We start from the raw sequence: 22696 nt of genomic DNA on the forward strand, positions 1-22696 counted from the left end.
GCGACCCTGCTCAGCCCGGCAGATCGCCAGGTAGCAGGCCGAACACGGTGGAGTCGGCGCGGACCCCGGCGTCGCCGGGCAACCGCCCGCGCAGCAGACCCTCACGCCGGAAACCGGCCCGCTCCAGCACCCGCTGCGAAGCGACGTTCTCCGGCAGGGTGCCGGCCCAGAGCCGGGCCAGGCCGACGTGCTGGAAACCCCAGCCGACGAGCAGCCGTACGGTGCGGGTGGCCAGCCCCTGTCCGCGCCACTGCGGGAACAGGCTGTAACCGATCATCCCCTGGTTGGCTGGTTGGTCGAGGAGCAGCATGCAGTTGCCCGCGACGGTTTCCGAGACCGCGTCCAGGATGATCATGGCTGCGCTCCTGCCGACCAGCCACTGGTTCGGCGCGCCCTGGCAGTACTGCTCCATCGCCTCGCGGGTGGGCGGCACCGGCGGCACCCGGCTGGCCACCACCTCCGCGCCGGTGTGCAGCCGGTACATCGCGTCGACGTCCTCCGGCCCGAGTGCGCGCAGCGCGACCACGCCGTCGGTCAGCCGCCCGCCGGGCAGGTCCGGCAGCGGACGCGGGACCGGGCCGGGCGGGTCGTCGGCGAGGCGTACCCACACCGTCAGGTCCCGCCGGCCGCCGCCGCGTACCGGGCTGGCGGATCGGCGTACCCCCTCGGGGTGGAACCCGGCGGCCAGCGCCACCCGCTGGCTGGCCGCGTTCTCGACGCTGGTGAGCAGTTCCAGCCGGACGATGCCGGTGGCGAAGGCGCGCCCGGCCAGCGCCCGGGTGGCGGCCGTGGCCACACCCCGGCCGCGTGCCCACGGGGCCACCCAGTAACCGATCTCGGCCTGCCCCCGCTGCGCCACCGGGTTGCTCAGCCCGACGGTGCCGAGCAGCCGGTCGGTCTCCGGGTCGGCGATGGCGTAGGCGGCGCCGCCGCCGGCGAAGGCCGCTGGCGCGCCCTCGTTGACCCACCAGCGGGCGTCGGCCTCGGTGTACGGGTTGGGCAGGCCGTCGATGAACCGTTGGGTGAGCGGGTCGGCGCAGCCGGCGGTGATGTCGGCGACGTCGGCCGACCGGAACGGCCGCAACCGTACGCCCTGGCCCTCGATGGTTTCCGGGCTCACGCCGGCACCTCGCGCGTCAGGTCCTCGGCGAGCAGCGCGCCGACCCAGGCGTCCACCCGGGTGCCCCGGTGGTTGAGGGCGCCCCGGGCGGTGCCCTCGATGGTGAAGCCGGCCTTCTCGGCGGCCCGGCGGGAGGCGACGTTGCCGACGTGGCACCGCCACTCGACGCGGGCCAGCCCGAGCGTGGTGAAGCCCCACGCGGTCAACGCGGCGAGCGCGGCCGGCAGGTAGCCCCGGCCACGGACGTGCGGCGCGGTCATGAAACCCACGTCGGCCAGCAACGGGTCGGTGGGGGAGAGCCGCAGGTCGATCGAGCCGGCGTAGTGATCCCGCCCGTCGGCGATCGCGTAGCTGGCGGTGGTGCCACTGGCCCAGTTGTCCTGGCAGATGGTGCGGAACGATTCGGCCGCCGACCGGTCGTACCGCTCGGGGACGGTGGTCCAGCGCAGGGTCTCCGGATCCCGGCAGGTGGTGATCACCGCGTCGAGGTCGGACTCCTCCAGCGGGCGCAGGCGCAGCTCGTGCTCGCCGGCGGTGGCGAAGAGGGTGGGCTGCGGCCGGCCGAAGACTGCTGCCCGGCGGGCCTCCAGCGTGCCCGGCCCGGCCGGACCGACCTCGTCGGGCGCCGGCACGTCACCGGGTAGCAGCGAGCCGAACCACTCGTAGCCGCCCTGCCCCGGGTCGGCGGCGCGGAGCCGTCCCTCGACCTGGAAGCCGGTTCGGAGCGCGACCAACCGGGAGGTGTGATTGCCCACCAGCGCCCCCCAGAGCAGCCGGCGTAGCTTCAGCTCGGTGAAGGCCCAGCGGGCGAGGGCGCGCGCCGCACGGACCGCCACGCCCTGCCGCCGTGCCCACGGGGCGGTCCAGTAGCCGATCTCGCTGAGCTGGTGATTGCGATCGATCGAGATCAGGCCGCAGGCGCCGAGCAGCTCGCCGGTGGCGGCATCGCAGACCGCGAAGGGCGCTCCGGTGCCCTGTTCCCACTGCCGGGCCCGTTCGGCGACGAACGTCCGCGCGTGCTCGCGCAGGTACGGGCGCGGAACGCTGGTCCAGCGCTGGATGTCCGGGTCCTGGCACGCGCGGTACACGGCGTCGGCGTCCTCGACGTGCCACGGCCGTAACACCAGACCGGCCTCGTTGATCTCCACGGGCTGCATCCGACCCATCGTGCCGGATCGTTCGCCCACGGCGTAACCGAAAAACCGGGGCGCAGGCGAGGCTGCGACGCGTTATGTCGGTTTCGCGATGACCGACCCCCGCCACCAGTGACCATCTGCCCGATGGAACGCCTACGATGGTTCGAGACTGTCTAGGGGAGCGTTGATCCGTGTCGATTCTGGAAAAGGTCCTCCGCGCGGGCGAGGGGCGCATGGTGCGCCGCCTCAAGGCGATTGCCGCCGCCGTCAACTCGATCGAGGACGACTACGTCAACCTCACGGACGACGAGCTGCGCGGCATGACCGAGCAGTTCAGGGAACGGCTCGCCGATGGCGAGACCCTGGACGACCTCCTGCCCGAGGCGTTCGCGGTCTGCCGGGAGGCAGCGGCGCGGGTGCTCGGCCAGCGGCCGTACGACGTGCAGGTGATGGGTGGCGCGGCGCTGCACTTCGGCAACATCGCCGAGATGAAGACCGGTGAGGGCAAGACCCTGACCTCGGTCATGCCGGTCTACCTCAACGCGCTCTCCGGCAAGGGCGTGCACGTGGTCACGGTCAACGACTACCTGGCCCAGCGGGACGCCGCCTGGATGGGCCGGGTGCACGAGTTCCTCGGCCTGACCGTCGGCGTGGTGCTGCCCAACCGGCCGGCCACCGAGCACCGTGCGGCGTACGAGTGTGACATCACCTACGGCACGAACAACGAGTTCGGCTTCGACTACCTGCGCGACAACATGGCCTGGTCGAAGGAGGAGCTGGTCCAGCGCGGCCACAACTTCGCCGTGGTCGACGAGGTCGACTCGATCCTGATCGACGAGGCCCGGACCCCGCTGATCATCTCCGGCCCGGCCGAGCACTCCGCCCGCTGGTACGGCGAGTTCGCCGCCGTCGTGGCCCGGTTGCAGGCCGGCAAGGACGGCGAGGGTGACTACGAGGTCGACTACTCCAAGCGGACCATCGCGGTCACCGAGCGGGGCGTGGCCAAGGTCGAGGACCGGCTCGGCATCGACAACCTCTACGAGTCGGTGAACACTCCGCTGGTCGGCTACCTGAACAACGCCATCAAGGCCAAGGAGCTCTATAAGCGCGACAAGGACTACATCGTCAGCGACGGCGAGGTCCTGATCGTCGACGAGTTCACCGGTCGCATCCTGCACGGCCGCCGGTACAACGAGGGCATGCACCAGGCGATCGAGGCCAAGGAGGGGGTGGAGATCAAGCAGGAGAACCAGACCCTGGCCACCATCACCCTGCAGAACTACTTCCGCCTCTACGACAAGCTCTCCGGCATGACCGGTACCGCCCAGACCGAGGCGGGCGAGTTCAACAAGGTCTACAAGGTCGGCGTGGTGACCATCCCGACCCACCGGCCGATGGTCCGCGAGGACCGGGCCGACGTCATCTACAAGACCGAGAAGGCCAAGTTCAACGCGGTGATCGAGGACATCGCCGAGCGGCACCACGCCGGGCAGCCGGTGCTGGTCGGCACCGTCTCGGTGGAGAATTCCGAGATCCTGTCCCAGTTGCTGCGCCGCCGGGGCATTCCGCACTCGGTGCTGAACGCCAAGTTCCACGCCCGGGAGGCGGAGATCGTCGCCCAGGCCGGTCGCAAGGGCGCGGTCACGGTGGCCACCAACATGGCCGGCCGAGGCACCGACATCCTGCTCGGCGGCAACCCCGAGTTCCTCGCCGCGAGCGAGCTGCGCCAGCGTGGCCTCGACCCGGCGGAGAACGCCGAGGAGTACGACAAGGCCATGGAGGAGGTCCTGCCGAAGTGGAAGCAGGCCTGCGACACCGAGGCCGAGGAGGTGGCCGCCGCCGGTGGGCTCTACGTGCTGGGCACCGAGCGGCACGAGTCCCGGCGGATCGACAACCAGCTGCGCGGTCGCTCCGGCCGGCAGGGCGACCCCGGTGAGTCGCGGTTCTACCTCTCCCTCCAGGACGAGCTGATGAAGCGGTTCCGCTCCGGGGCCGTCGAGGCGGTGATGGACCGCTTCAACATCCCGGAGGACGTGCCGATCGAGTCGAAGATGGTCACCCGCCAGATCAAGAGCGCGCAGGCCCAGATCGAGGGCCAGAACGCCGAGATCCGCAAGAACGTCCTCAAGTACGACGAGGTGATGAACAAGCAGCGCCAGGTGATCTACGCCGAGCGGCTGCGCGTACTCAACGGCGAGGACCTCTCCGACCAGGTCCGCAACATGATCGACGATGTGGTCGACGCGTACGTGCGGGGGGCCACCTCCGAGGGGTACGCCGAGGACTGGGATCTGGACCAGCTCTGGACCAGCCTCAAGCAGCTCTATCCGGTGAGCATCACCGTCGAGGAGCTGGAGGAGGAGGCCGGCGGTTCGCGGAGTGCCATCGACGCCGACTTCCTGGTCTCCCGCCTCAAGGAGGACGCGCACGCCGCGTACGACCGGCGCGAGGAGCAGCTCGGTGCCGAGGGCACCCGCCAACTGGAGCGGATGGTGCTGCTCCAGGTGATCGACCGCAAGTGGCGGGAACACCTCTACGAGATGGACTACCTCCAGGAGGGCATCACGCTGCGGGCGTACGCCCAGCGTGACCCGGTGGTGGAATACCAGCGCGAGGGCTTCGCCATGTTCACCACCATGATGGACGGCATCAAGGAGGAGACGGTCGGCTTCCTCTACAACCTCGAGGTTCAGGTCAACGAGCCGGAGCCCGAGGCCGAGGAGGTCCAGCTGCTGGAGAAGCCGGTGGAGATCAAGGCCAAGGGCCTGCGCCGTGCACCGCAGCAGCAGGGGTTGCAGTATTCCGCGCCGACCATCGACGGCGAGGCCGGCGCCGGCGGGGTCGCCGTGCAGCGCGACGACCAGCGCGCTCCCGCGCTCGGCATCGGCAGCCCGGAGCCGAGCGCTCCGGCCGCGCCGGGGCGGACCGCTCCGGCGGCGCCGCAGCGCCCGGCCGGCGCCCTGCGTGGCCCGGGGGTCGCCTCCAGCACGGCCCGGCAGGCAGCGGCGTCGGGTCAGGCGGCTGCCAGCAACGGACCGTCCCGCAACGCGCCGTGCCCCTGCGGCTCGGGTCGCAAGTACAAGCGTTGCCACGGTGCGCCGGGAGGCACCTCGGCCAGCTGAGGCCCGCCATGAGCGTCGCCGCGTCCGACCGCGGCAGTGCTCGGTAGCGGTGGCGTTCGACATTTCGACGGAGCCGTGGTCCTGGTGACCACGGCTCCGCCGTGTGTGGGGCAACTGATGTCGGTCCAGCCCTCGGTGACGGCAGTCAGAGGACGCGCAGGTCGGTGCAGAGCCAGTTGCCTCGCCGATGTTCCAGGCGCAGCGCCATCGCCCAGCTGTTGCCGCCGGCACCGCCGAGCACCGCGGCGGCCTCGATGGCGGTCGGTCGGGGCTCGCAGACCCGCAGTCGGCGCAGCCGAAGGCTGGGACGTGGCGAGCGGCGGCGGGCCGGTGCGCCACGGGTGGTGGCGCGGGCCAACTCGGGCAGCAGCTGGGCGGAGCGGATCGGGTCGAGTTGGCGCCGGAGTTGCACCGGCGACCGGAAACCGTTGAACACCTCCAGGCAACTGGCGACGAAGCGGTGAGCGACCCGGGTCGCCGCCGGGGTCGCGGTGGCCAGGGCATCCGGTGGCAGCTGCCGGGCCGGATCGCGGCCGGGCCGTAGCGGCAGCGGACGGGCGGTGCCGCGCCGGGTGGCCGGCCTTCCGGGCTCGCCAGGGGCGAACAACTGCTCGGCAGCGAAGAGATCGAGGGCGAGCTGATGGTCGCTCGGCGTGCGCCAGGCGCCGATGCTCTCGTCCGTGAAGGGCGGGTCGAGCGCGGGTGCCGGCCGCAGGAGCACGGGTGGGCGGCTCGGCCCGGGTCGTCGGCGGTCGTTCATCGTGCTGGCCCCACCTTTCGCCGTTTCCTTGCGTTTGCCTTCGTTTGCCTCCGTCAGTTTCCGATTCTCGGGCATGGCAGAGCCAACGGTCAATGGCTGTGCGAGGTGGGGTGGCTACTCCGGGTCGCGCTCGGCGAGCGGGTTGCCGCGTACCCACTCGGCGGTCTCGGCGTACTTGCGCTGGATGTACTCCTCCAGCCGGGCGCGCTCCACGCGCCACTGGCCCCGGCCACCGATCTTGATCGCGGGTAGCTCGCCGCTGCGTACCATGTGGTACACCTGCGAGTCCGACACGTTCAGCTCGGTGGCCACGTCGGACAGGAGCAGGAATCTCGGCTCCACGAGAACTCCCCGGGTTGACGTCGTTTGCTTCAGTTTGCCATCACCGAGGTCGCCCGCGCGCAGCCGCGATTTTCGTAGGGGCGGGTGCGGAGTGTATGACGGTCAGGGCGTACGGCGTGGCCGTACGCTCGGCCGGCGGAACTGCCGGCGAGCGGAGCAGATCGGGGAGACGACGTGACCGACGAGCTTGTCCGGGTGTACCTGCCGGCAACCGTGCCGATGCTGGCCAGGCTGCCCCAGCACGGCCTCGACGCGACGCAGGCGCACGCCGTGACCCCGGCGCTGCGCGAGTGGTACGCCGAGGGTGACGAGGAGGAGTTGGAGTACGTCGCCTTCACCCGGGCCGCGCAGGACGCCCTGCAGCTGATCCGGCACGACCCGGCCGCGCCGCGCCGCCGGGTGGTGGTCTCGGCGGACCTGCCCGCCACCGCGCTCGACCGGGGCGACGGCGAACTGGGTTCCAGCGTGGTGGGACTGCGCGGGGCGGTGTCGGTCGCCGCCGTGGCGGCCATCCACGTCGACGGCGCGGACGCGGTCTCCGACGTCACCGCCGCCGCGGACGTGGTCGCGGAGGCGCTGGCCGGCGACCCGGACGCGCAGTTCACCGTCGACGGTGCCGAGGACCACGAGCTGGAGTGGTACGACCCCAGCGAACTGGATCTGCTGCTGCGCGCCACTACCGGTCAGGGGTGACCGGCACCAATCAGCGAGCGACGCTGCCCGTCTCGTCGGCGGTGCCGCCGGGCTCGGTGTCGGTGGCGGCACCGCCGACGCCGATCGGCTCGGCTGCCTCGGTGCCGGCTGCCGGAGTGCTGGCTGCCGGAGTGCCGGCTACCGGGGTGCCGGCTACCGGGGTGCCGGCTACCGGGGTGCCGGCTGCCGGGGTGCCGGCTGCCGGGGTGCCGGCTGCCGGGGTGCCGGCTGCCTGGTCGCCGGGGGCGTCGTCGTCGGAAGCCGGGGTGAGCGTGCGGCCGAAGGCGATCAGCGCGGTCAGCGCGCCGACGAAGAGCACCCAGATACCGTTGTCCACCCGTGAGGTGCCGAGCGAGGTCTGCGCCACCGCGTCCGCCTCGCTGAGGGCGGCGGCCAGGTCGAGCAGGGAACGCCCGCCGATCCGGATGATCACCTCGGCGAGCAGGAGCAGCAGCCCCGGCCCGGCGCCGGCAACCAGGTAACCCGGCCAGCGCGGCCCGGCGCCGCCGTTTTCGGCAGCCCGCCGCCGGACCCAGCTGAGGTAGCCGAAGGCCAGCGCGCCGGCGATGAGGCCGGCGAGCAGCGACTCGGTGCGGGACACCCAGGTGGCCGCGCTGACCAGCGACTGCTGGCTTTCGCCGGCGCCGAAGAGGTTGAACAGGGGGTCCCGGGCCACGCTGAAGGCCACCACGAAGAGCAGCGTGCCAAGGGCGGAGCTGGCCACCGCCCCGACCACCGCGCCGCTGCGCGCCCCGGCCAGCGCGCCGCCGATGATGGCGGCGGCGGCAGTGGTGCCGGCGATGGTGCGGGTGGTCGTGTTGCCGGCGTAGGCGAGGTCGATCGCGAGCGCGGCGGCGAGCCCGACCAGCAGGCCGGCCGCGACCGCGGCCCCGAAGCGCAGGGTCACCCCGCCCCGGCGTCGGGTCACCAGCTCACCGGCGGCCAGCCCGACCGCGGCCCCGGCCACCAGCGCGGCCGAGATCACGCCAGGCAGCGCGAAGGCCGACAAACTGACCGCGGTCACCCCGGCGGTGGTCGAGTTGATCGCCTCGCGGGTCGACCAGAGCATGGCGGCCAGCCAGCCGGCCGCCAGCAGTGCCAGCACCAGCGCACCGGGGGCCGGTGCCGGCTGCCCGCCCGACGTGCCGGAGTCGGTGGATGGCGTACCGCCGGCCGGGTCGACGGGCTGCGGCCGGTCGGGCTGCGCGGCGGTCGGCCCGCCGGGCTGGTTGCTCATCGTCTGCCTTTCGCCGCCGGGCTCGACGGCCTGGCTCGGGTACCTCACCGGCAACCCAGCGTACGCGTTCCCGGTGGATGGGGGTCCGATGCCCGCACGCCGCCCGGTGGGCCTGTCTTTCTTCTGCCCCGACCGCCATCGGCAGAAGAATCAACGATGGCCTAGGCGGAATTCTTCGTGATCAACGGTGGCTCTGCACCCAGGGTGGTGATCGACCACGCTTGGCGTGGGAGGATTGACCGAGTCCCGCCACCCGTGGGACCGGTTTCGCCACCGCCGTCGAGATCAGCCAGGAGCCCTGATGGACGCCGTGTTCTCCGTACCCGAGCCGCGCAACGAGCCGGTACGCACCTACGAGCCGGGCAGCGCCGACGCCGAACGGCTCCAGCGGCGGCTCGCCGAGTTGGCGGCCGAGCGGATCGACCTGCCGATGACCATCGCGGGTGAGCGGCGGATGGCCGGCGGCGAGCCGATCCGGGTGGTGCAGCCGCACCGGCACGCCCACGTGCTCGGGGTCACCGGGCACGCCACCCACGATGACGCGCGTGCCGCAGTCAAGGCGGCCAAGGACGCCGCGCCGGGCTGGCGGGCGCTGCCCTTCGAAGAGCGGGCGGCGATCTTCCTGCGCGCCGCCGAGCTGCTCTCCGGCCCCTGGCGGGACACCCTCAACGCGGCCACCATGCTCGGCCAGTCGAAGACCGCCGTGCAGGCCGAGATCGACTCCGCCTGCGAGTTCATCGACTTCCTCCGGTTCAACGTGTACTTCGCCCGCAAGCTCCTCGCCGAGCAGCCGATGTCGTCGCCGGGAGTGTGGAACCGGTTCGACCACCGGCCGCTGGAGGGCTTCGTCTACGCGGTCACCCCGTTCAACTTCACCGCGATTGCCGGCAACCTGCCCTCGGCGCCGGCGCTGCTGGGCAACACGGTGGTCTGGAAGCCGGGCCCGACCCAGCAGTTCGCGGCGCACTTCACCATGCGGCTGTTCGAGGCGGCCGGCCTGCCGCCCGGCGTGATCAACATGGTCACCGGCCGGGGTGAGCAGGTCTCCGACGTGGTGCTGGCCGACCCGGACCTGGCCGGCATCCACTTCACCGGCTCCACCAAGGTCTTCCAGCAGCTGTGGCACACGGTGGGGGAGAACATCGCCAGCTACCGTGGCTACCCCCGGCTGGTCGGCGAGACCGGTGGCAAGGACTTCGTGGTCGCCCACACCAGCGCCGACGTCGACGCCCTGCACACCGCGCTGATCCGGGGTGCCTTCGAGTACCAGGGCCAGAAGTGCTCGGCGGCCTCCCGGGCGTACGTCCCCCGGTCGATCTGGGACGGCGGCCTGCGCGATCGGTTGGCCGCCACCGCCGACGGGCTCTCCTACGGCGACGTCACCGACTTCCGCAACTTCGGCGGCGCGGTGATCGACGACAAGGCGTTCTCCCGGCACACCGCGGCGCTGGAGTTGATCTCCTCCGACGACAGCTGCCGGATCATCGCCGGCGGCACCGCCGACGACTCGGTCGGCTGGTTCGTCCGGCCGACGATCTTCGAGTGCGGAGACCCGGCGCACGAGACCTTCACCACCGAGTACTTCGGCCCGATCCTCGGCGTGCACGTCTTCGACGACGCCCGCTTCGACGAGGTGGTCGCCCAGGCCGAGTCGATCGCCCCGTACGCGCTGACCGGCTCGATCTTCGCCACCGACCGCCGGGTGGTCGATGCGGTGGCCGAGAAGATGCGGTACGCGGCCGGTAACTTCTACATCAACGACAAGCCCACCGGCGCGGTGGTCGGCCAGCAGCCCTTCGGTGGCGCCCGGGCCAGCGGCACCAACGACAAGGCCGGCTCCTGGCACAACCTGGTCCGCTGGATGTCGCCACGGACGATCAAGGAGACCTTCGTCCCGCCCACCGAGCACACCTACCCGCACATGGCGTGAGGTCTGCGCAGGGCCCCTCGTCAACTGCGCGTCCCGCCGGCTCCGCGCGGAGCCGGCGGGACGGGCGCCGGCGCGGTGGGCGCGGCGGGCGATAGGCGTGGTGGGCGCGGCGGCACGCGGGGGATCGACCGTCGCGCGCCGACAGTGCACATAGGAAACCCCAATGGGTGGCGAAACGGTGAAATCCTGGACGTCGGCCCGGCAAAGTGGCAGCGTAATGGGCATGGCGGAATCCGGAGTCAACCCCACCGCGGCGGCCCTGCTCGGGCTGTTGCACGAGGGCCCCATGACAGGTGGCCAGTTGATGGCCGCCGCCGAGCGCCGGTTGGCGCCGTACTGGTCGATGACCCGCAGTCAGGTCTACCGGGAGTTGCCGGTGCTGGCCGAGCGGGGTTTCGTCCGGCTGGGTAAGCCCGGGCCGCGGATGAGTCAACCGTACGCGATCACGGCCGCCGGGAAACGGACGTTTTCCCGCTGGCTGGCCGAGGACCCGGGGCGCGACACCATCCGCAACCCGATCGCCCTGCGCGTCGCGTTCGGGCAGCTGCACTCGGCGAACCAGCTGAAGAACCTCCAGGCCGCGGCCAACGAGTACCACACCGAGGCCCTGGCCCGGGTCCGCGAGCAGGTCAAGAACGCCAAGAAGGAAGGCGACACGTACGACGCGAGCGCGCTGGAGTTCGCCGTGGCGTACCACAAGGCCGCCCTGTCCTGGCTGAAGAGCGCCCCGGTCGGCTGACCCCGCCGGTGGGTTTTCGCCGTCGACCGCGGGGCTGGCAAGCCCACTTCTCATCCGAGCAGTACGCTTGTCTGTCGTGACCGCTGCCGACTACGCCGAACAGCTCAAGGAACTCGACGCCACCCTGCGCAACATCGAGGCGGTGCTCGATGTCGACCGCCTGCGCGAGGAGAAGGCCCGGCTGGAGCAGGAGGCGTCCGCCCCGGATCTCTGGGATGACCAGGCCAAGGCCCAGCAGGTCACCTCCCAGCTGTCGTACGTCAACGGCGAGATCGACAAGCTCGGTAGCCTGCGCTCCCGGCTCGACGACGCGCACGTGCTGCTGGAGTTGGCCGAGGCGGAGTCCGATTCCGGGGCGCTCACCGAGGTCGAGTCGGAGATCACCGGGCTGACCAAGGCCATCCAGGAGATGGAGGTCCGCACCCTGCTCTCCGGCGAGTACGACTCCCGGGAGGCGCTGGTGGCCATCCGGGCCGGCGCGGGCGGCGTGGACGCGGCCGACTTCGCCGAGATGCTGCTCCGGATGTACCTGCGCTGGGCCGAGCGGCACGGCTACCCGACCGAGGTCTACGAGACCTCGTACGCCGAGGAGGCGGGCCTGAAGTCGGCCACCTTCACGGTCAAGGTGCCGTACGCCTACGGCACGCTCAGCGTGGAGTCCGGCACCCACCGGCTGGTCCGGATCAGCCCCTTCGACAACCAGGGGCGACGGCAGACGAGCTTCGCCGGCGTCGAGGTGCTGCCGGTGGTGGAGCAGACCGATCACATCGACATCCCCGAGAACGAGATGCGGGTGGACGTCTACCGCTCCTCGGGACCGGGTGGGCAGAGCGTCAACACCACCGACTCGGCGGTGCGGATCACGCACATTCCGACCGGCATCGTGGTGACCTGCCAGAACGAGAAGTCGCAGCTACAGAACAAGGCCTCCGCGCTGCGCGTGCTCCAGGCCCGGCTGCTGGAGCGCAAGCGTCAGGAGGAGCAGGCCAAGCTCCAGGGCCTCAAGACCGACGCCGCAGGCTCGTGGGGCGACCAGATGCGGTCGTACGTCCTCCATCCTTATCAGATGGTGAAGGATTTGCGTACGGAGCAGGAGACTGGTAATCCGACCTCGGTCTTCGACGGTGACCTGGACGCTTTCATCGAGGCGGGCATCCGCTGGCGCAAGCAGCAGCAACTCGCCGGCGACCGTGCGTGATCGATCGTGGGCGGAGTGCTTCGTCGATCTCCAGGTGACGTGCGGATTCGATGACTTGGCCCGCATCGGCGGGGCGTAGGACTTGGCACGACAGTTACACCGCGTAGACTCTCCACCCGTGATTCAGCTTGAGCAAGTGACGAAGACGTACCCGAAGGCGTCGCGGCCTTCGCTCGACAACGTGTCCGTGTCGATCGACAAGGGCGAGTTCGTCTTCTTCATCGGCCCATCCGGCTCCGGCAAGTCCACGATCATCAAGATGTTGCTGCACGAGGTGACCCCGAACAAGGGTCGGGTCGTCGTGAACGGCAAGGACGTGACCTCGATGCGGTCCTGGAAGCGCCCGCACTTCCGCCGGTCGATCGGCTGCGTCTTCCAGGACTTCCGGCTGCTGCCCAACCGCACCGCCTACGAGAACGTCGCCTTCGCCCTGGAGGTGATCGGCAAGACCAAGGCGGTGGCCCGCCGGGTCGTGCCGGAGGTGCTGGAGCTGGTCGGTCTCGGTGGCAAGGAGCACCGCTACCCGCACGAGCTCTCCGGTGGTGAGCAGCAGCGCGTGGCGGTGGCCCGGGCGTTCGTGAACCGTCCGCTGATCCTGCTGGCCGACGAGCCGACCGGAAACCTGGACCCGGACACCTCCATCGAGATCATGCGCCTGCTGGACCGGATCAACCGCACCGGCACGACCGTCGTGATGGTCACGCACGACTCCAACATCGTGAACCAGATGCGGCGCCGGGTCATCGAGATCGAGAGCGGCCGCATCGTGCGCGACCAGGCCCGCGGCGTCTACGGGTGACGAGGGCGAACCACCCCACCCCGATCTGACGACAACACCTCACGCCGGAGAGCCGGAGGAAAATCCCGATGCGGATGAAATACGTCCTGTCCGAGGTACTGGTCGGACTGTGGCGCAACGTGACCATGACCATCGCGATGATCATCACGATGGGTGTCTCGCTGACCATGCTCGGTGCCAGCGGCCTGATCTACACCAAGGTCGCTGACATGAAGGAGCTGTACTTCGAGAACATCGAGGTGTCGGTCTTCCTGAAGACCGATGTGACCGACGATCAGCGGGCAGATCTCGCCGCCCGGCTGGAGGCCGACCCGCTCGTCTCGCAGGTCACCTACGTCAACAAGGACGAGGCGTTCCAGCGCTTCCAGGAGATGTTCCGGGACTCGCCGGACCTGCTGAGCGCGGTCAAGGCCGACCAGCTGCCCGAGTCGTACCGGCTCAAGCTGGTGAACCCGGAGGAGTACAAGGCCATCTCCGCCCAGTACGCCTCGGTCGACGGGGTCGATCAGGTGGTCGACCAGAGCCAGGTACTCGACAAGATCTTCAACCTCTTCACCGCCGGTCAGAACGTGGCGTTGGCCGCCGCGGTCGCGATGGCCGTCGCCGCACTGTTGCTGGTCGCAAACACGATCCAGGTCGCCGCGTACAGCAAGCGGCGTGAAGTCGCGGTCATGAAGCTGGTCGGTGCCTCGAACTGGTTCATCCAGGCGCCATTCGTGCTGGAGGCGGTGGTCGCCGGCCTGATCGGTTCGGTGCTCGGCCTCGGTGCCCTGGTCGCGTTGAAGAAGTTCCTCTTCGACGACGCGCTAAGCGCGCTACAGGGGCTGTTCGCCCCGGTGAGCTGGGGCGAGGTGTTCCTGACCTTCCCGTTCATGGCCGGCATCGGCGGTCTGATCAGCGCGGTCACCGCCTGGGTCACCCTCCGCTTCTACCTGCGGGTCTAGCTTCGGTACCCGGCTGAGTCGTCACTTGCGCTGCGTCAGGGCCCTTCCGCGCCGGAATAATCGGCGCGAAAGGGCCCTTGTCGTTCGGGTAGCATGATCTCCGCTCTTCGGCCGGTCGCTGCCGGTCGAGAGCGTTCACGTTTTCGACCGGTGGCCGTCGGTCGGGGGCATTGACGGAAGGGGGGTGGCGCGGCGATGCCACGGGAGAAGGGGCGCAAGGTCGTCGCCTCCAACAAGAAGGCCCGTCACGACTACGCCATCCTCGACACGTACGAGGCGGGCATGGCGTTGACCGGCACCGAGGTGAAGTCGCTGCGGGCGGGACGGGCGTCGCTTGTCGACGCGTTCGCCCAGGAGCGCAACGGTGAGCTGTACCTGCACGGCATGCACATCCCGGAGTACACCCAGGGCACCTGGACCAACCACGAGCCCCGGCGTACCCGCAAGCTGCTGCTCAAGCGGTTGGAGATCGACCGGTTGATCGGCAAGACCCGGGAGGGTGGGCTGACCCTGGTGCCGTTGCAGGTCTACTTCTCCGACGGCTGGGCCAAGGTGGAGATCGGCCTGGCCAAGGGCAAGAAGGCGTACGACAAGCGCCAGGACCTCGCAAAACGGGACGCCGATCGGGAAATCGCCCGGGTGGTGGGTCGACGCGGCAAGGGAATGCGTGACTGATTCACCCGGTTTGTCCGTTGTCCTGTCCGGTTGGTCGAGCCTCGGCTCGCGCGCCGGCCCAGGCTCGGGATGAATCCGGTTGCGGCAGGCGTTAGGCTTGTCGGTGCCGTCGAGATCCGGCGGCCTGTCGAGGGGGTGACTGGTTTCGACTTCGTACGTTGCGGCAGGGGAAGCGAGCCGAGGAAGCCGACGTCGTCTCGAGAATCGTTCGTCGGAAACCAATAAGCGCCAAGAACAATCGCGCTGACTTCGCTCTCGCCGCCTGAGGCGAGTAGCAAGTCTGTCGGCCTGGGAGCGCCTTCGACCCAGTTAGCCGGCATCAGCTAGGAGGCTGGCCAATCGGACCCGGTCGCGGGGTCCGTGCGGCGAGATCAATCAGCGACTGGGCCCGTCACACCGACTCGCTCGCGTGATCGGAGGGGCCGAGTAGAGGCACAGCGAGCTGCGCTCGGAGAAGCCCTGACAAGGCGGCGAAGGACCCGGGTTCGATTCCCGGCACCTCCACCACCTGCACTGTGCGCCCCGGTCACCCGACCGGGGCGCACAGTCGTCTCTGCACGCCGAAGCCGGTCCCACTTACCGGCCGACGGGAACCCGGTGACCTGCTGGCCCGTCGAAATCAGCATGCGCCGTACCGCCCTGCTGGGCCTGTCCCTGATGATGGTCGTGGCCGGTTGCGCCCCGGCGGCCCCCGACTCGGCCCCCGGCGCGCCGGCCGACGCGCGCGAGGGGTTCGACCAGCGGGCGACCGCGGTGGCCGAGTCGTGGCGGCCCGGTCCGGAGTGGAGTAGCGGTTATCTGCCGTTGCAGGAGCCGACGGTGCTCATCGGCGAGCCCGACTTCACACCGGCGGCCAAGACCGCGTTTCTCGCCGGTTGGTACCGGCACCAGGCCGACCTGCCCACCGCTCGACCCGCTAACGGCACGATCCGTTTCCCGGACGGCGAGCTGCGCGTGCCGCTTATCAGCGCCGCCGAGGCGTACCGTCAACTGAGCCAGGGCAACCCGGCACCCGCCTGCCAGGTGGGGCCCAAGGTCCCCGCCACGCCGCCGCCGGCGGCCCCGGGCGGTGGCGGGCCGGACGAGCCGGTGACCGACCGGCCGCAGGGCGAGTGCGTCGTACTCACCGTCACCGAGGTCGAGTTGGGCACCGCGCCGGTACGCACCAGCCGGGGCGAGGCCCAGGTGCCGGCGTGGCTCTTCACCGTCGAGCAGTTCGGTGCCGTGGTGGCCCGGGTCGCGGTCGCGCCAAATGCGGTCGGTGCCGTTCCCACCCCGGTGGTGCCGTCCGGGCCCGCGCCCGACAACCTGGTAAGCGCGCAGGACATCGAGGCCGTCGACGGAACGAACCTGACCTACCGGCTCGGCGTGGGCAGCTGCGACACCGCCATCACCGCCCTGGTGCAGGAGCACGACCACGTGGTGGTGGTCGGCGGCACGGTGATCCGGCCCACCGGCGTCTGCGACGAGATGCTCAGATTCCAGCCGGTCGAGGTGGCGCTGTCGGCACCGCTGGGGGACCGCCCGGTACTCGACGCGCTCACCGGCGCACCGCTGCGACTCACCACCGGCTGACATCCACGCGCCCGGGCTCTCCGCAGCATCCGTACGCGTCCGGCGCCCGCCTGCGTCCGGCGCCCGCCTGCGCTCAGCGTGCGCCGGCCGAGCGGCTGCTGGTGTTAGGAGGGGGCCCTTCCTATGCACCAGGCGTTAATAGGGGGCCCTTCCTTTCACAAAATTGGGTGGATGTCGGGGCGGATCGGGACGGGAAGCACCGTGGGGCGGTCGGCGCGCAGCGCGGCGGCGAGGGCCGTGCCGAGCTGGTCGGGCGTGTCGACGACGGTGGCGGCGCAGCCGTAGCCACGGGCGATCGCGGTGATGTCGAGGCCGGGTAGGTCCAGGCCGGGCACGCCGGGCGTCTGCTTCAGCTCGGCGAACGCCTTGAGGATGGCGTACTGCTGGTTGACCGGAACCACGACGGCCAGCGGCAGTCGCAACTGGGCGGCGGTCCAGAGGGACTGCACCGAGTAGTGGAAGGAGCCGTCACCGATCACCGCCACCACCGGCCGGTGCCGGCCGGTGTCGCGTTGGGCCAGCGCGATACCGACGGCCGCCGGTAGGCCGTAGCCGAGCCCGCCGCTGGCCATGGTGAAGTACGACCCGGGCCGGGTGAACCGCAGGTGCCGGCGGAGCGCGGAGAGGTTGGAGGGTGATTCCTGCACCAGCACCCCGTCCTCGGGCCAGTGCCGGCCCAGCGCGGCGAAGAGCGCGTCGGCGCTGAGCGGAACGGAATCCTCCACCGGTGCCGGTCCGGGCCGGGGCGGTGGTGGTGGCCGGTCCGCTGCTGGCACCAGTTCGGCCAGCGCGGCCAGCGCCAGCCCGGCGTCACCGAGCAGGCTGTCGCCGACCGGGGCGCGAGCAGCCTCGTCGGGATCGTCGGTCACGTGCAGCAGCCGCGTGCCGTCGGGCAGGGTGTCGCCCGGTACGTGCGGGTAGTAGCGGAACACCGGAGCGCCGATCACCAGCACCGTGTCGTGCCCCTGCAACCGTTCGGCCAGCGGGCCGCTCGCAAAGGGCAGCACGCCCTGGAACTGCGGATGATTCTCGGGGAAGGCGGTCCGCTCCGGCGCGGGCGCCGACCAGACCGGCGCGACGAGCCGCTCGGCCAGGGCGACCGCGGCCGCCCAGGCACCCGAGCGGTCCACCGCGGCGCCGAGCACCAGGGCGGGCGCCCGGCTGGTGGCCAGCGTCGCGGCGAACTCGCGCAGCCGCTCCGGGTCGGGCGCGAACCGGGTGGCCACCGTACGGGCCGACGGTGGCGGGTCGGCGGGCTGCGCCCAGTCGTCCAGGGGCAGGGAGAGGAAGACCGGTCCGGCCGGTGGCTGGATCGCGGTGGCGTACGCCCGCATCAGCGCCGCCGGGACGTCCTGTGCCCGGACCGGTTCGTACGCCCACTTGACGTACGGCTGGGGCAGTTCGGTGGGCTGGCGGGCGGTGAGCCGGGGTTCCAGCAGCAGCATCTCCCGGGTCTGCTGGCCGGCGGTGACGATCAGTGGGGTGCGGTTGTGCCAGGCGGTGACGATGTTGCCCATGGCGTTGCCGGTGCCCGGTGCGGTGTGCAGGTTGACGTGCACGGGCTTCCCGGTGGCCTGGGCGTACCCGTCGGCGATGCCGACCGCCGACGCCTCGTGCAGCGCGAGCACGTACGAGAAATCGTCGGGGAACGCATGCAGAAACGGCTCCTCGGTCGAACCGGGGTTGCCGAACACGGTGGTCATGCCCAGGGAGCGGAGCAGGTCGTAGGTAATGTCGCGGACCGTTGCCATCGCCCCTGAATCTAACCGGGCGAGTCGGCCGTATAGGGCTTTTCGGCTTTGCTTGCTGTCCCGGCTCGCGGAATCGCTCCCACCGAGGGCATCCGCGTGGTCGCCGGTGACCTGCACCTCTGGCCGTGGCTGCCGATCACCCGGTGGCCGGGCCATCGCCAGGGCCGTGGACGCAGGCTATGGTGCCAGGCATGGCAATGACAGCGCGGATGGCACCGGCGCGGCCGGCCGTCCCGGGGCGTGGCCGGTTCCGCCTTCCGGTGCACGACTGACGGGCGCGCGCGATGCAGGGAGAGGGGCAGGCGATCGGCGGGCGGACAACCGAGTCGATGACCGGGAAGCTGTTGGTGGCGACGCCGGCGCTGAAAGACCCGAACTTCGACCGTACTGTCGTGCTGTTGGTCGCGCACGAACCGGGTGGCGCGCTCGGCGTGGTGCTCAACCGGGCCACCGAGGTGCCGGTGGCGGACGTGCTGCGCGACTGGGGCGATCTGGCCCGGTACCCGGCGGTGCTCTTCGAGGGCGGCCCGGTGCAGCCCGACTCGGCGATCTGCCTGGCCCGGATGCGCCAGCCGGTCCGCCGCCTCAAGGGCTTCCACCAGGTCTCCGGTGCCGTTGGCACGCTGGACCTGTCGGTGGACCCGCACCGGCTGCGCGAGAACGTCCAGAGCATCCGGGTCTTCGCCGGGTACGCCGGCTGGGGAGCGGGGCAGCTGGAGCAGGAGATCGAGGACGGCTCCTGGTTCGTGCTGGACGCGCTGCCCGGCGACGCCTTCGTCGACCGGCCCGACGACCTGTGGCCGATGGTGCTGCGCCGGCAGGGCGGGATGATGGCCGCGGTGGCCCACTTCCCGCCGGACGTGGCGCTGAACTGACCCGGCCGCGCCGGGTGGGACCCGCGAGATGACCATGCCGGCGGGCGTGTGTATAGTTCTCCCAGTGCCCGGGCGACCGGGTGCGACAGCAAGGGGCCGTGGCGCAGCTGGTAGCGCACCACACTGGCAGTGTGGGGGTCAGGGGTTCGAGTCCCCTCGGCTCCACCTTGTTCTTGTGCAGGTAAATCGGCATCAGTCATTGACTGGTGCCGATTTTTCGTGATCTTCTGGTCACGGTCGTGGTCACCCAGCGCCCACACTGCACTTAGGTGGCGGTCGTTGAGACTCGGCAAGGAACCGCCGGCCGAGAGGACGCGTCACCGGGCGCTGCGACATCCGGCGAGTAGGCGGGCCACCATGTCCTGTGCGTGGGTCCGTTCGTAACCCGGGCCGAGGATGCAGAGATTGCCTACGGCGCGCATGAGGGTGTGCGCGGTCACGCTGGGGTCGATCTCGCCTGCGGAGACGCCTGCGGCGATCAATGACGCGCATGCCGGGACGAGCTTGTCGAGCATCAGCGTATGCAGCGTGAGCAGGCTCGGGTCCTCCGACTGTAGGGCGACGCCGAGCCCATGCTTGGTGACCAGGAACTCCACGAATGCGCCGATCCAGCGGGTCAGCGCCTCGCCGGGCGCGATGCCTTCCCGTTGCAGTGCCGACGCCAGAGCCACGCACTCCTCGATCTGGTGGCGGTACACCGCGGTGACCAGTTCGGCGCGGTTCGGGAAGTGGCGGTAGACGGTGCCGAGGCCCACTCCGGCCCGGCTGGCGATGTCGCGGATGGGTGCCTGCACCCCCTGCTCCACGAACACCGCTGCGGCGGCGGCGAGAAGTGCCTCGCGGTTGCGGCGTACGCCTGCCTCGCGTGCCCCGGACGACTCGGTCACAGTTCCTCCCCTTGGCGGCGGAACATTGTTCCGCTAATTTTGACGGAACAGTGTTCCGCTTAATTGTGGCAGACGCCCTCCCCGCGCAGAGGAAGCAGCGACATCATGCAACTGCACCAGCTCGCACAGCAGATCATGGCGATCAAGCCCGTCCCCGTGCCCACCACCGGACGCGACGTCGACCTGGCGGTCAAGGTCACCGCCCCGGTGTCCGGCCACCACCTCCCGGTGATCGTGTTCTCCCACGGCAACGCCTGGTCCATGGACGGGTACGAGCCGCTCGTCGACAGGTGGGCCGCCGCCGGCTTCGTCGTCGTCCAGCCGACCCACCTCGACTCCCGCCGCCACGGCATCGGGTTCAACGACCCGCGATTCGGCACCATCTGGCGAGTGCGAATCGCCGACCTGCACGCCGTCCTGGACAACCTCGATGACATCCTCGTCCAGGCGGGGTTGACCGGCCGCAATGACCGGGCACGCGTCGCCGCCGTCGGGCACTCCTGGGGCGGTCAGAGCGTCGGCACCCTCCTCGGTGCCCGCGTGTTCGACGCCGACGGCAGGCCAGGCGAGGACTTCTCCCATCCCCTGGTCAAGGCCGGAGCGCTTCTCGCCGCGACGGGCACCGGCGACTCGCTCACCCCGTTCGCGGTGGAGCATCTGCCGTTCATGCGGCCGGACTTCTCCACGATGACCACGCCGGCCCTTGTCGTCACGGGCGGCAAGGACCAGTCGGCGATGTCCACCCGTGGGCCGGACTGGTTCACCGACGCCTACCACCTCAGCCCCACCCCCAAGAGCCTGCTCACCATCACCGACGGTGAACACACCCTCGGTGGGGTCGCCGGCGAGCAGGTCGCCGAGACCAGCGATGAGGATCCCGCCCGCGTGGCCCTGGTCGCCGACGCGGTCTCCGCCTATCTCCTCGACACCTTCGACCTCGACGGCACGGCCTGGAAAGCACTCACCGAAAGCGCCGCGGCCAGCGACGGCGCCTACCACGTCGAGCACAAGTAGGCCCTGGTGCCCACCGGTCCGGAGCGCACCCGCTCCGACCCGGTGTGCACGACCCCCTCGCCCGGCCCGCAGAGGGGATCCGCGGCCTGCGTGATGGGGCGTACCATGCGACGGTACGCTTGTGTTGTACTGTGGAACAGTTAGTCGGTAGTGGTGTCAAGGTGCGGTGAGGCGGCCTGGTTTGGCTGAGGAACGGCGAACGCGGAACACTGAGCGCACGCGGCGTGCCGTGCTCGATGCGGCCACCCAGGTGATTCTGGAGAAAGGCGCCGCTGTCACCCTGGACCAGGTCGCCTCGCTCGCCGGAGTGTCGAAGAGCGGCCTGGTTCACCATTTCGGCGGTCGGGAGCAACTGGTGATCGCCGTGGTGGAAGATGTGCAGGAACGTTTCCGGGAAACGGTCCTGCGCCACCTCGACCTGTCGGAGAACCACCCGGGCAAGATGCTCCGTGCATACGTTCGCGCGCTCTGCGCGGGACGTTCGGATGCCGGAGCCGCGCAAGACGTCACGTCAGCGGCGATCTGGATCGGTCTTCACTCGATCCCTGCGGTCGCCGCGGTCGCGAAAGAACACAGCGCCTGGTGGAGCGAGCAGTTCGCCGTCGACGGGTTGAGCACCGAGCGCATCCAGATCGTACGCCGAGCCGCCGAGGGCGTTGTCGTCGCCGCCCTGTATGGGGAAGAGGATGAAGCGAGCATCGCGACTGCTCGTCGCCTCTTGCTTGAGCTCGCCACTGACGGCACCTTCCATACGCCCATCTGAATCCCGGAGACAGTACTGGCAGACGCTGCTGCGCTCCGACGAGGCGGCGGTAACCGGGCCGGGCGAGTCTGTCGCGACGCCACCGGAGGTGCTGCCCTGGGACAACTTCTTGTCGGCGTATCTCGCCGTGAACTGCAACGACGTCAACTGGCCCGAGGACGTCAACACCTACCGGCGCGCGGTCGCCACCGACCGCAAGCGATACCCGATGTACGGCGCGGCCAGCGCGAACATCACCCCCTGCGCGTACTGGGCGCACGAGCCGTCCGAGCCACCGGTACGGATCAACGACAAGGGGCCGCGCAACGTGCTGCTCGTGCAGAACCTGCGCGACCCGGGCTGGTGCACGGCACGATGCCGAAGGACACCGAGGTCTCCTGACCGCCGTTTCTGCCATTGCGGCCAGGGCCAGGGCGGGCCGGGCCGGGCCGATGATCGAACGTTACGGGTTTCCGCCATCGAGATCTGCGGTCGGCCCCGTGGTCGTGAGGGCCCGGCGTGCCTAGCGTCGACAGGCATGATCACGCTGAACGGCCTGACCAAGCGGTACGGCGCCAAGGTCGCGGTCGACGATCTCACCCTGTCGGTCCGGCCCGGTGCCGTGACCGGGTTTCTCGGCCCGAACGGTGCCGGCAAGTCGACCACCATGCGGATGGTCCTGGGCCTCGATTATCCGACCGCCGGTACGGCGCTGGTGCGCGGGGTGCGCTACGCGGATCTCAAGGATCCGCTTCGGCTGGTCGGTGCGCTGCTGGACGCTCGGGCGGTCCACCCGGGCCGGAGCGTACGCGCGCATCTCTGGTCGCTGGCCCGCAGCAACGGGATACCGAGGAGCCGGGTGGGGGAGGTCATCGGCCTGGTCGGGCTGGAGCCGGCGGCCGGTAAACGGGCCGGGACGCTCTCGCTCGGCATGAGCCAGCGGCTCGGGATCGCCGCGGCCTCGGGTGGCAGCGCCTTCGATCCGGAGGTGGTGCGGCAGTTGCTCGCCCGTACCGCACACGTCGACGTGCTCGCCCAGCTCACCTCCCGCGAACACCAGGTCCTCCGCTACCTCGACGCCTGACCGGGTTCCGCAGCATGCGGAACGGATGCCGGGGCGCGCCGGCTCGTGCGGCGGCTGGCGACGACCCGTCCGC

Annotated in this window: 20 protein-coding genes, 1 tRNA gene, 1 other RNA gene and 1 pseudogene; 16 read left to right on the forward strand and 7 right to left on the reverse strand. The window is 70.4% G+C overall.

Features of this window, described 5'->3' with window-relative positions:
* Positions 1-10: 10 nt before the first annotated feature.
* Both AC507J_RS21145 and AC507J_RS21150 read right to left on the reverse strand, forming a co-directional pair.
* Positions 11-1120, reverse strand: coding sequence for a GNAT family N-acetyltransferase (locus tag AC507J_RS21145; protein ID WP_496290909.1), 1110 nt, complete (start codon positions 1118-1120; stop codon positions 11-13).
* Positions 1117-2277: a GNAT family N-acetyltransferase gene (locus tag AC507J_RS21150; RefSeq protein WP_496290910.1), complete on the reverse strand. Its 1161-nt coding sequence runs from the start codon at positions 2275-2277 to the stop codon at positions 1117-1119. Before AC507J_RS21150 ends, AC507J_RS21145 begins: the two co-directional genes overlap by 4 nt.
* A 170-nt stretch (positions 2278-2447) precedes the next feature.
* Between AC507J_RS21150 and secA the strand changes: the two genes are divergently transcribed.
* Positions 2448-5378, forward strand: coding sequence for a preprotein translocase subunit SecA (gene secA, locus AC507J_RS21155; RefSeq protein ID WP_496290911.1), 2931 nt, complete (start codon positions 2448-2450; stop codon positions 5376-5378).
* Positions 5379-5523: 145 nt separating this feature from the next.
* Here secA and AC507J_RS21160 read toward each other — a convergent pair whose 3' ends face one another.
* Positions 5524-6138, reverse strand: a complete 615-nt coding sequence (locus tag AC507J_RS21160; RefSeq protein WP_496290912.1) for an Rv3235 family protein — start codon at positions 6136-6138, stop codon at positions 5524-5526.
* 114 nt (positions 6139-6252) lie between these two features.
* Positions 6253-6480 carry a helix-turn-helix domain-containing protein gene (locus AC507J_RS21165; RefSeq protein WP_204034581.1) on the reverse strand — a complete coding sequence of 76 codons (228 nt, stop codon included), beginning with the start codon at positions 6478-6480 and terminating at the stop codon, positions 6253-6255.
* Positions 6481-6654: 174 nt separating this feature from the next.
* Here AC507J_RS21165 and AC507J_RS21170 point away from each other — a divergent pair, with 174 nt between their 5' ends.
* Entirely contained in the window at positions 6655-7173 is a 519-nt protein-coding gene (locus tag AC507J_RS21170; protein ID WP_496290913.1) for a DUF6912 family protein, read from the forward strand.
* Positions 7174-7296: 123 nt separating this feature from the next.
* Positions 7297-7443: a pentapeptide repeat-containing protein gene (locus AC507J_RS21175; protein WP_496290949.1), complete on the forward strand. Its 147-nt coding sequence runs from the start codon at positions 7297-7299 to the stop codon at positions 7441-7443.
* Here the strand turns inward: AC507J_RS21175 and AC507J_RS21180 are convergent.
* Positions 7421-8410, reverse strand: a pseudogene (locus AC507J_RS21180) (hypothetical protein); the annotation flags it as partial. The gene AC507J_RS21175 and the pseudogene AC507J_RS21180 sit on opposite strands and share 23 nt — an antisense overlap.
* Positions 8411-8711: 301 nt before the next feature.
* Between AC507J_RS21180 and pruA the strand changes: the two are divergent.
* From pruA to AC507J_RS21220, 8 genes are all read left to right on the forward strand, one after another.
* Positions 8712-10340: an L-glutamate gamma-semialdehyde dehydrogenase gene (pruA, locus tag AC507J_RS21185; RefSeq protein ID WP_496290914.1), complete on the forward strand. Its 1629-nt coding sequence runs from the start codon at positions 8712-8714 to the stop codon at positions 10338-10340.
* Between the two features lie 223 nt (positions 10341-10563).
* A complete protein-coding gene (locus tag AC507J_RS21190) occupies positions 10564-11079 on the forward strand; it encodes a helix-turn-helix transcriptional regulator (RefSeq protein WP_496290915.1) in 516 nt (171 codons plus the stop codon).
* Positions 11080-11155: 76 nt separating this feature from the next.
* Positions 11156-12277, forward strand: coding sequence for a peptide chain release factor 2 (gene prfB / locus AC507J_RS21195; protein WP_496290916.1), 1122 nt, complete (start codon positions 11156-11158; stop codon positions 12275-12277).
* Positions 12278-12395: 118 nt separating this feature from the next.
* A complete protein-coding gene (gene ftsE / locus AC507J_RS21200; protein WP_013731749.1) occupies positions 12396-13076 on the forward strand; it encodes a cell division ATP-binding protein FtsE in 681 nt (226 codons plus the stop codon).
* A gap of 68 nt (positions 13077-13144) precedes the next feature.
* Complete coding sequence (gene ftsX / locus AC507J_RS21205) at positions 13145-14020, forward strand: permease-like cell division protein FtsX (protein ID WP_496290917.1); 876 nt, start codon at positions 13145-13147, stop codon at positions 14018-14020.
* Between the two features lie 195 nt (positions 14021-14215).
* Complete coding sequence (smpB, locus tag AC507J_RS21210) at positions 14216-14695, forward strand: SsrA-binding protein SmpB (protein WP_496290918.1); 480 nt, start codon at positions 14216-14218, stop codon at positions 14693-14695.
* A 131-nt stretch (positions 14696-14826) separates the two neighbouring features.
* Positions 14827-15202, forward strand: a transfer-messenger RNA (tmRNA) gene (ssrA, locus tag AC507J_RS21215).
* Between the two features lie 117 nt (positions 15203-15319).
* Positions 15320-16270, forward strand: coding sequence for a hypothetical protein (locus tag AC507J_RS21220; RefSeq protein ID WP_496290919.1), 951 nt, complete (start codon positions 15320-15322; stop codon positions 16268-16270).
* A 155-nt stretch (positions 16271-16425) separates the two neighbouring features.
* Here the strand turns inward: AC507J_RS21220 and mdlC are convergent, their stop codons facing one another.
* Positions 16426-18021, reverse strand: a complete 1596-nt coding sequence (gene mdlC / locus AC507J_RS21225) for a benzoylformate decarboxylase (RefSeq protein WP_496290920.1) — start codon at positions 18019-18021, stop codon at positions 16426-16428.
* Positions 18022-18305: 284 nt separating this feature from the next.
* Here mdlC and AC507J_RS21230 point away from each other — a divergent pair, with 284 nt between their 5' ends.
* Positions 18306-18896 (forward strand): YqgE/AlgH family protein, encoded by a 591-nt coding sequence (locus tag AC507J_RS21230; protein WP_496290921.1) that lies wholly within the window; start codon positions 18306-18308, stop codon positions 18894-18896.
* A gap of 92 nt (positions 18897-18988) precedes the next feature.
* Positions 18989-19061 (forward strand) — tRNA-Ala (locus AC507J_RS21235).
* Positions 19062-19213: 152 nt separating this feature from the next.
* Here the strand turns inward: AC507J_RS21235 and AC507J_RS21240 are convergent.
* On the reverse strand, positions 19214-19783 hold the full coding sequence (locus AC507J_RS21240) for a TetR/AcrR family transcriptional regulator (RefSeq protein ID WP_496290922.1): 570 nt from the start codon (positions 19781-19783) through the stop codon (positions 19214-19216).
* A gap of 105 nt (positions 19784-19888) precedes the next feature.
* Between AC507J_RS21240 and AC507J_RS21245 the strand changes: the two genes are divergently transcribed.
* The 3 genes from AC507J_RS21245 to AC507J_RS21255 all read left to right on the forward strand — a co-directional run bounded on the left by AC507J_RS21245 (position 19889) and on the right by AC507J_RS21255 (position 22623).
* Positions 19889-20797, forward strand: coding sequence for an alpha/beta hydrolase family protein (locus AC507J_RS21245; RefSeq protein ID WP_496290923.1), 909 nt, complete (start codon positions 19889-19891; stop codon positions 20795-20797).
* Between the two features lie 229 nt (positions 20798-21026).
* Positions 21027-21560: a TetR/AcrR family transcriptional regulator gene (locus AC507J_RS21250; RefSeq protein WP_496290924.1), complete on the forward strand. Its 534-nt coding sequence runs from the start codon at positions 21027-21029 to the stop codon at positions 21558-21560.
* An 88-nt stretch (positions 21561-21648) separates the two neighbouring features.
* A complete protein-coding gene (locus AC507J_RS21255; RefSeq protein WP_496290925.1) occupies positions 21649-22623 on the forward strand; it encodes an ATP-binding cassette domain-containing protein in 975 nt (324 codons plus the stop codon).
* The last annotated feature ends 73 nt before the right edge of the window (positions 22624-22696 follow it).

The organism is Micromonospora sp. PRAS1 (assembly GCF_059553435.1).

Coding starts and splice junctions, on each gene's coding strand:
- AC507J_RS21150 (WP_496290910.1), bottom strand. CDS start 2,277: ATGCAGCCCGTGGAGATCAACGAGGCCGGTCTGGTGTTACGGCCGTGG.
- AC507J_RS21160 (WP_496290912.1), bottom strand. CDS start 6,138: ATGAACGACCGCCGACGACCCGGGCCGAGCCGCCCACCCGTGCTCCTG.
- pruA (WP_496290914.1), top strand. CDS start 8,712: ATGGACGCCGTGTTCTCCGTACCCGAGCCGCGCAACGAGCCGGTACGC.
- AC507J_RS21190 (WP_496290915.1), top strand. CDS start 10,564: ATGGCGGAATCCGGAGTCAACCCCACCGCGGCGGCCCTGCTCGGGCTG.
- ftsX (WP_496290917.1), top strand. CDS start 13,145: ATGCGGATGAAATACGTCCTGTCCGAGGTACTGGTCGGACTGTGGCGC.
- smpB (WP_496290918.1), top strand. CDS start 14,216: ATGCCACGGGAGAAGGGGCGCAAGGTCGTCGCCTCCAACAAGAAGGCC.
- AC507J_RS21220 (WP_496290919.1), top strand. CDS start 15,320: ATGCGCCGTACCGCCCTGCTGGGCCTGTCCCTGATGATGGTCGTGGCC.
- mdlC (WP_496290920.1), bottom strand. CDS start 18,021: ATGGCAACGGTCCGCGACATTACCTACGACCTGCTCCGCTCCCTGGGC.
- AC507J_RS21230 (WP_496290921.1), top strand. CDS start 18,306: ATGCAGGGAGAGGGGCAGGCGATCGGCGGGCGGACAACCGAGTCGATG.
- AC507J_RS21245 (WP_496290923.1), top strand. CDS start 19,889: ATGCAACTGCACCAGCTCGCACAGCAGATCATGGCGATCAAGCCCGTC.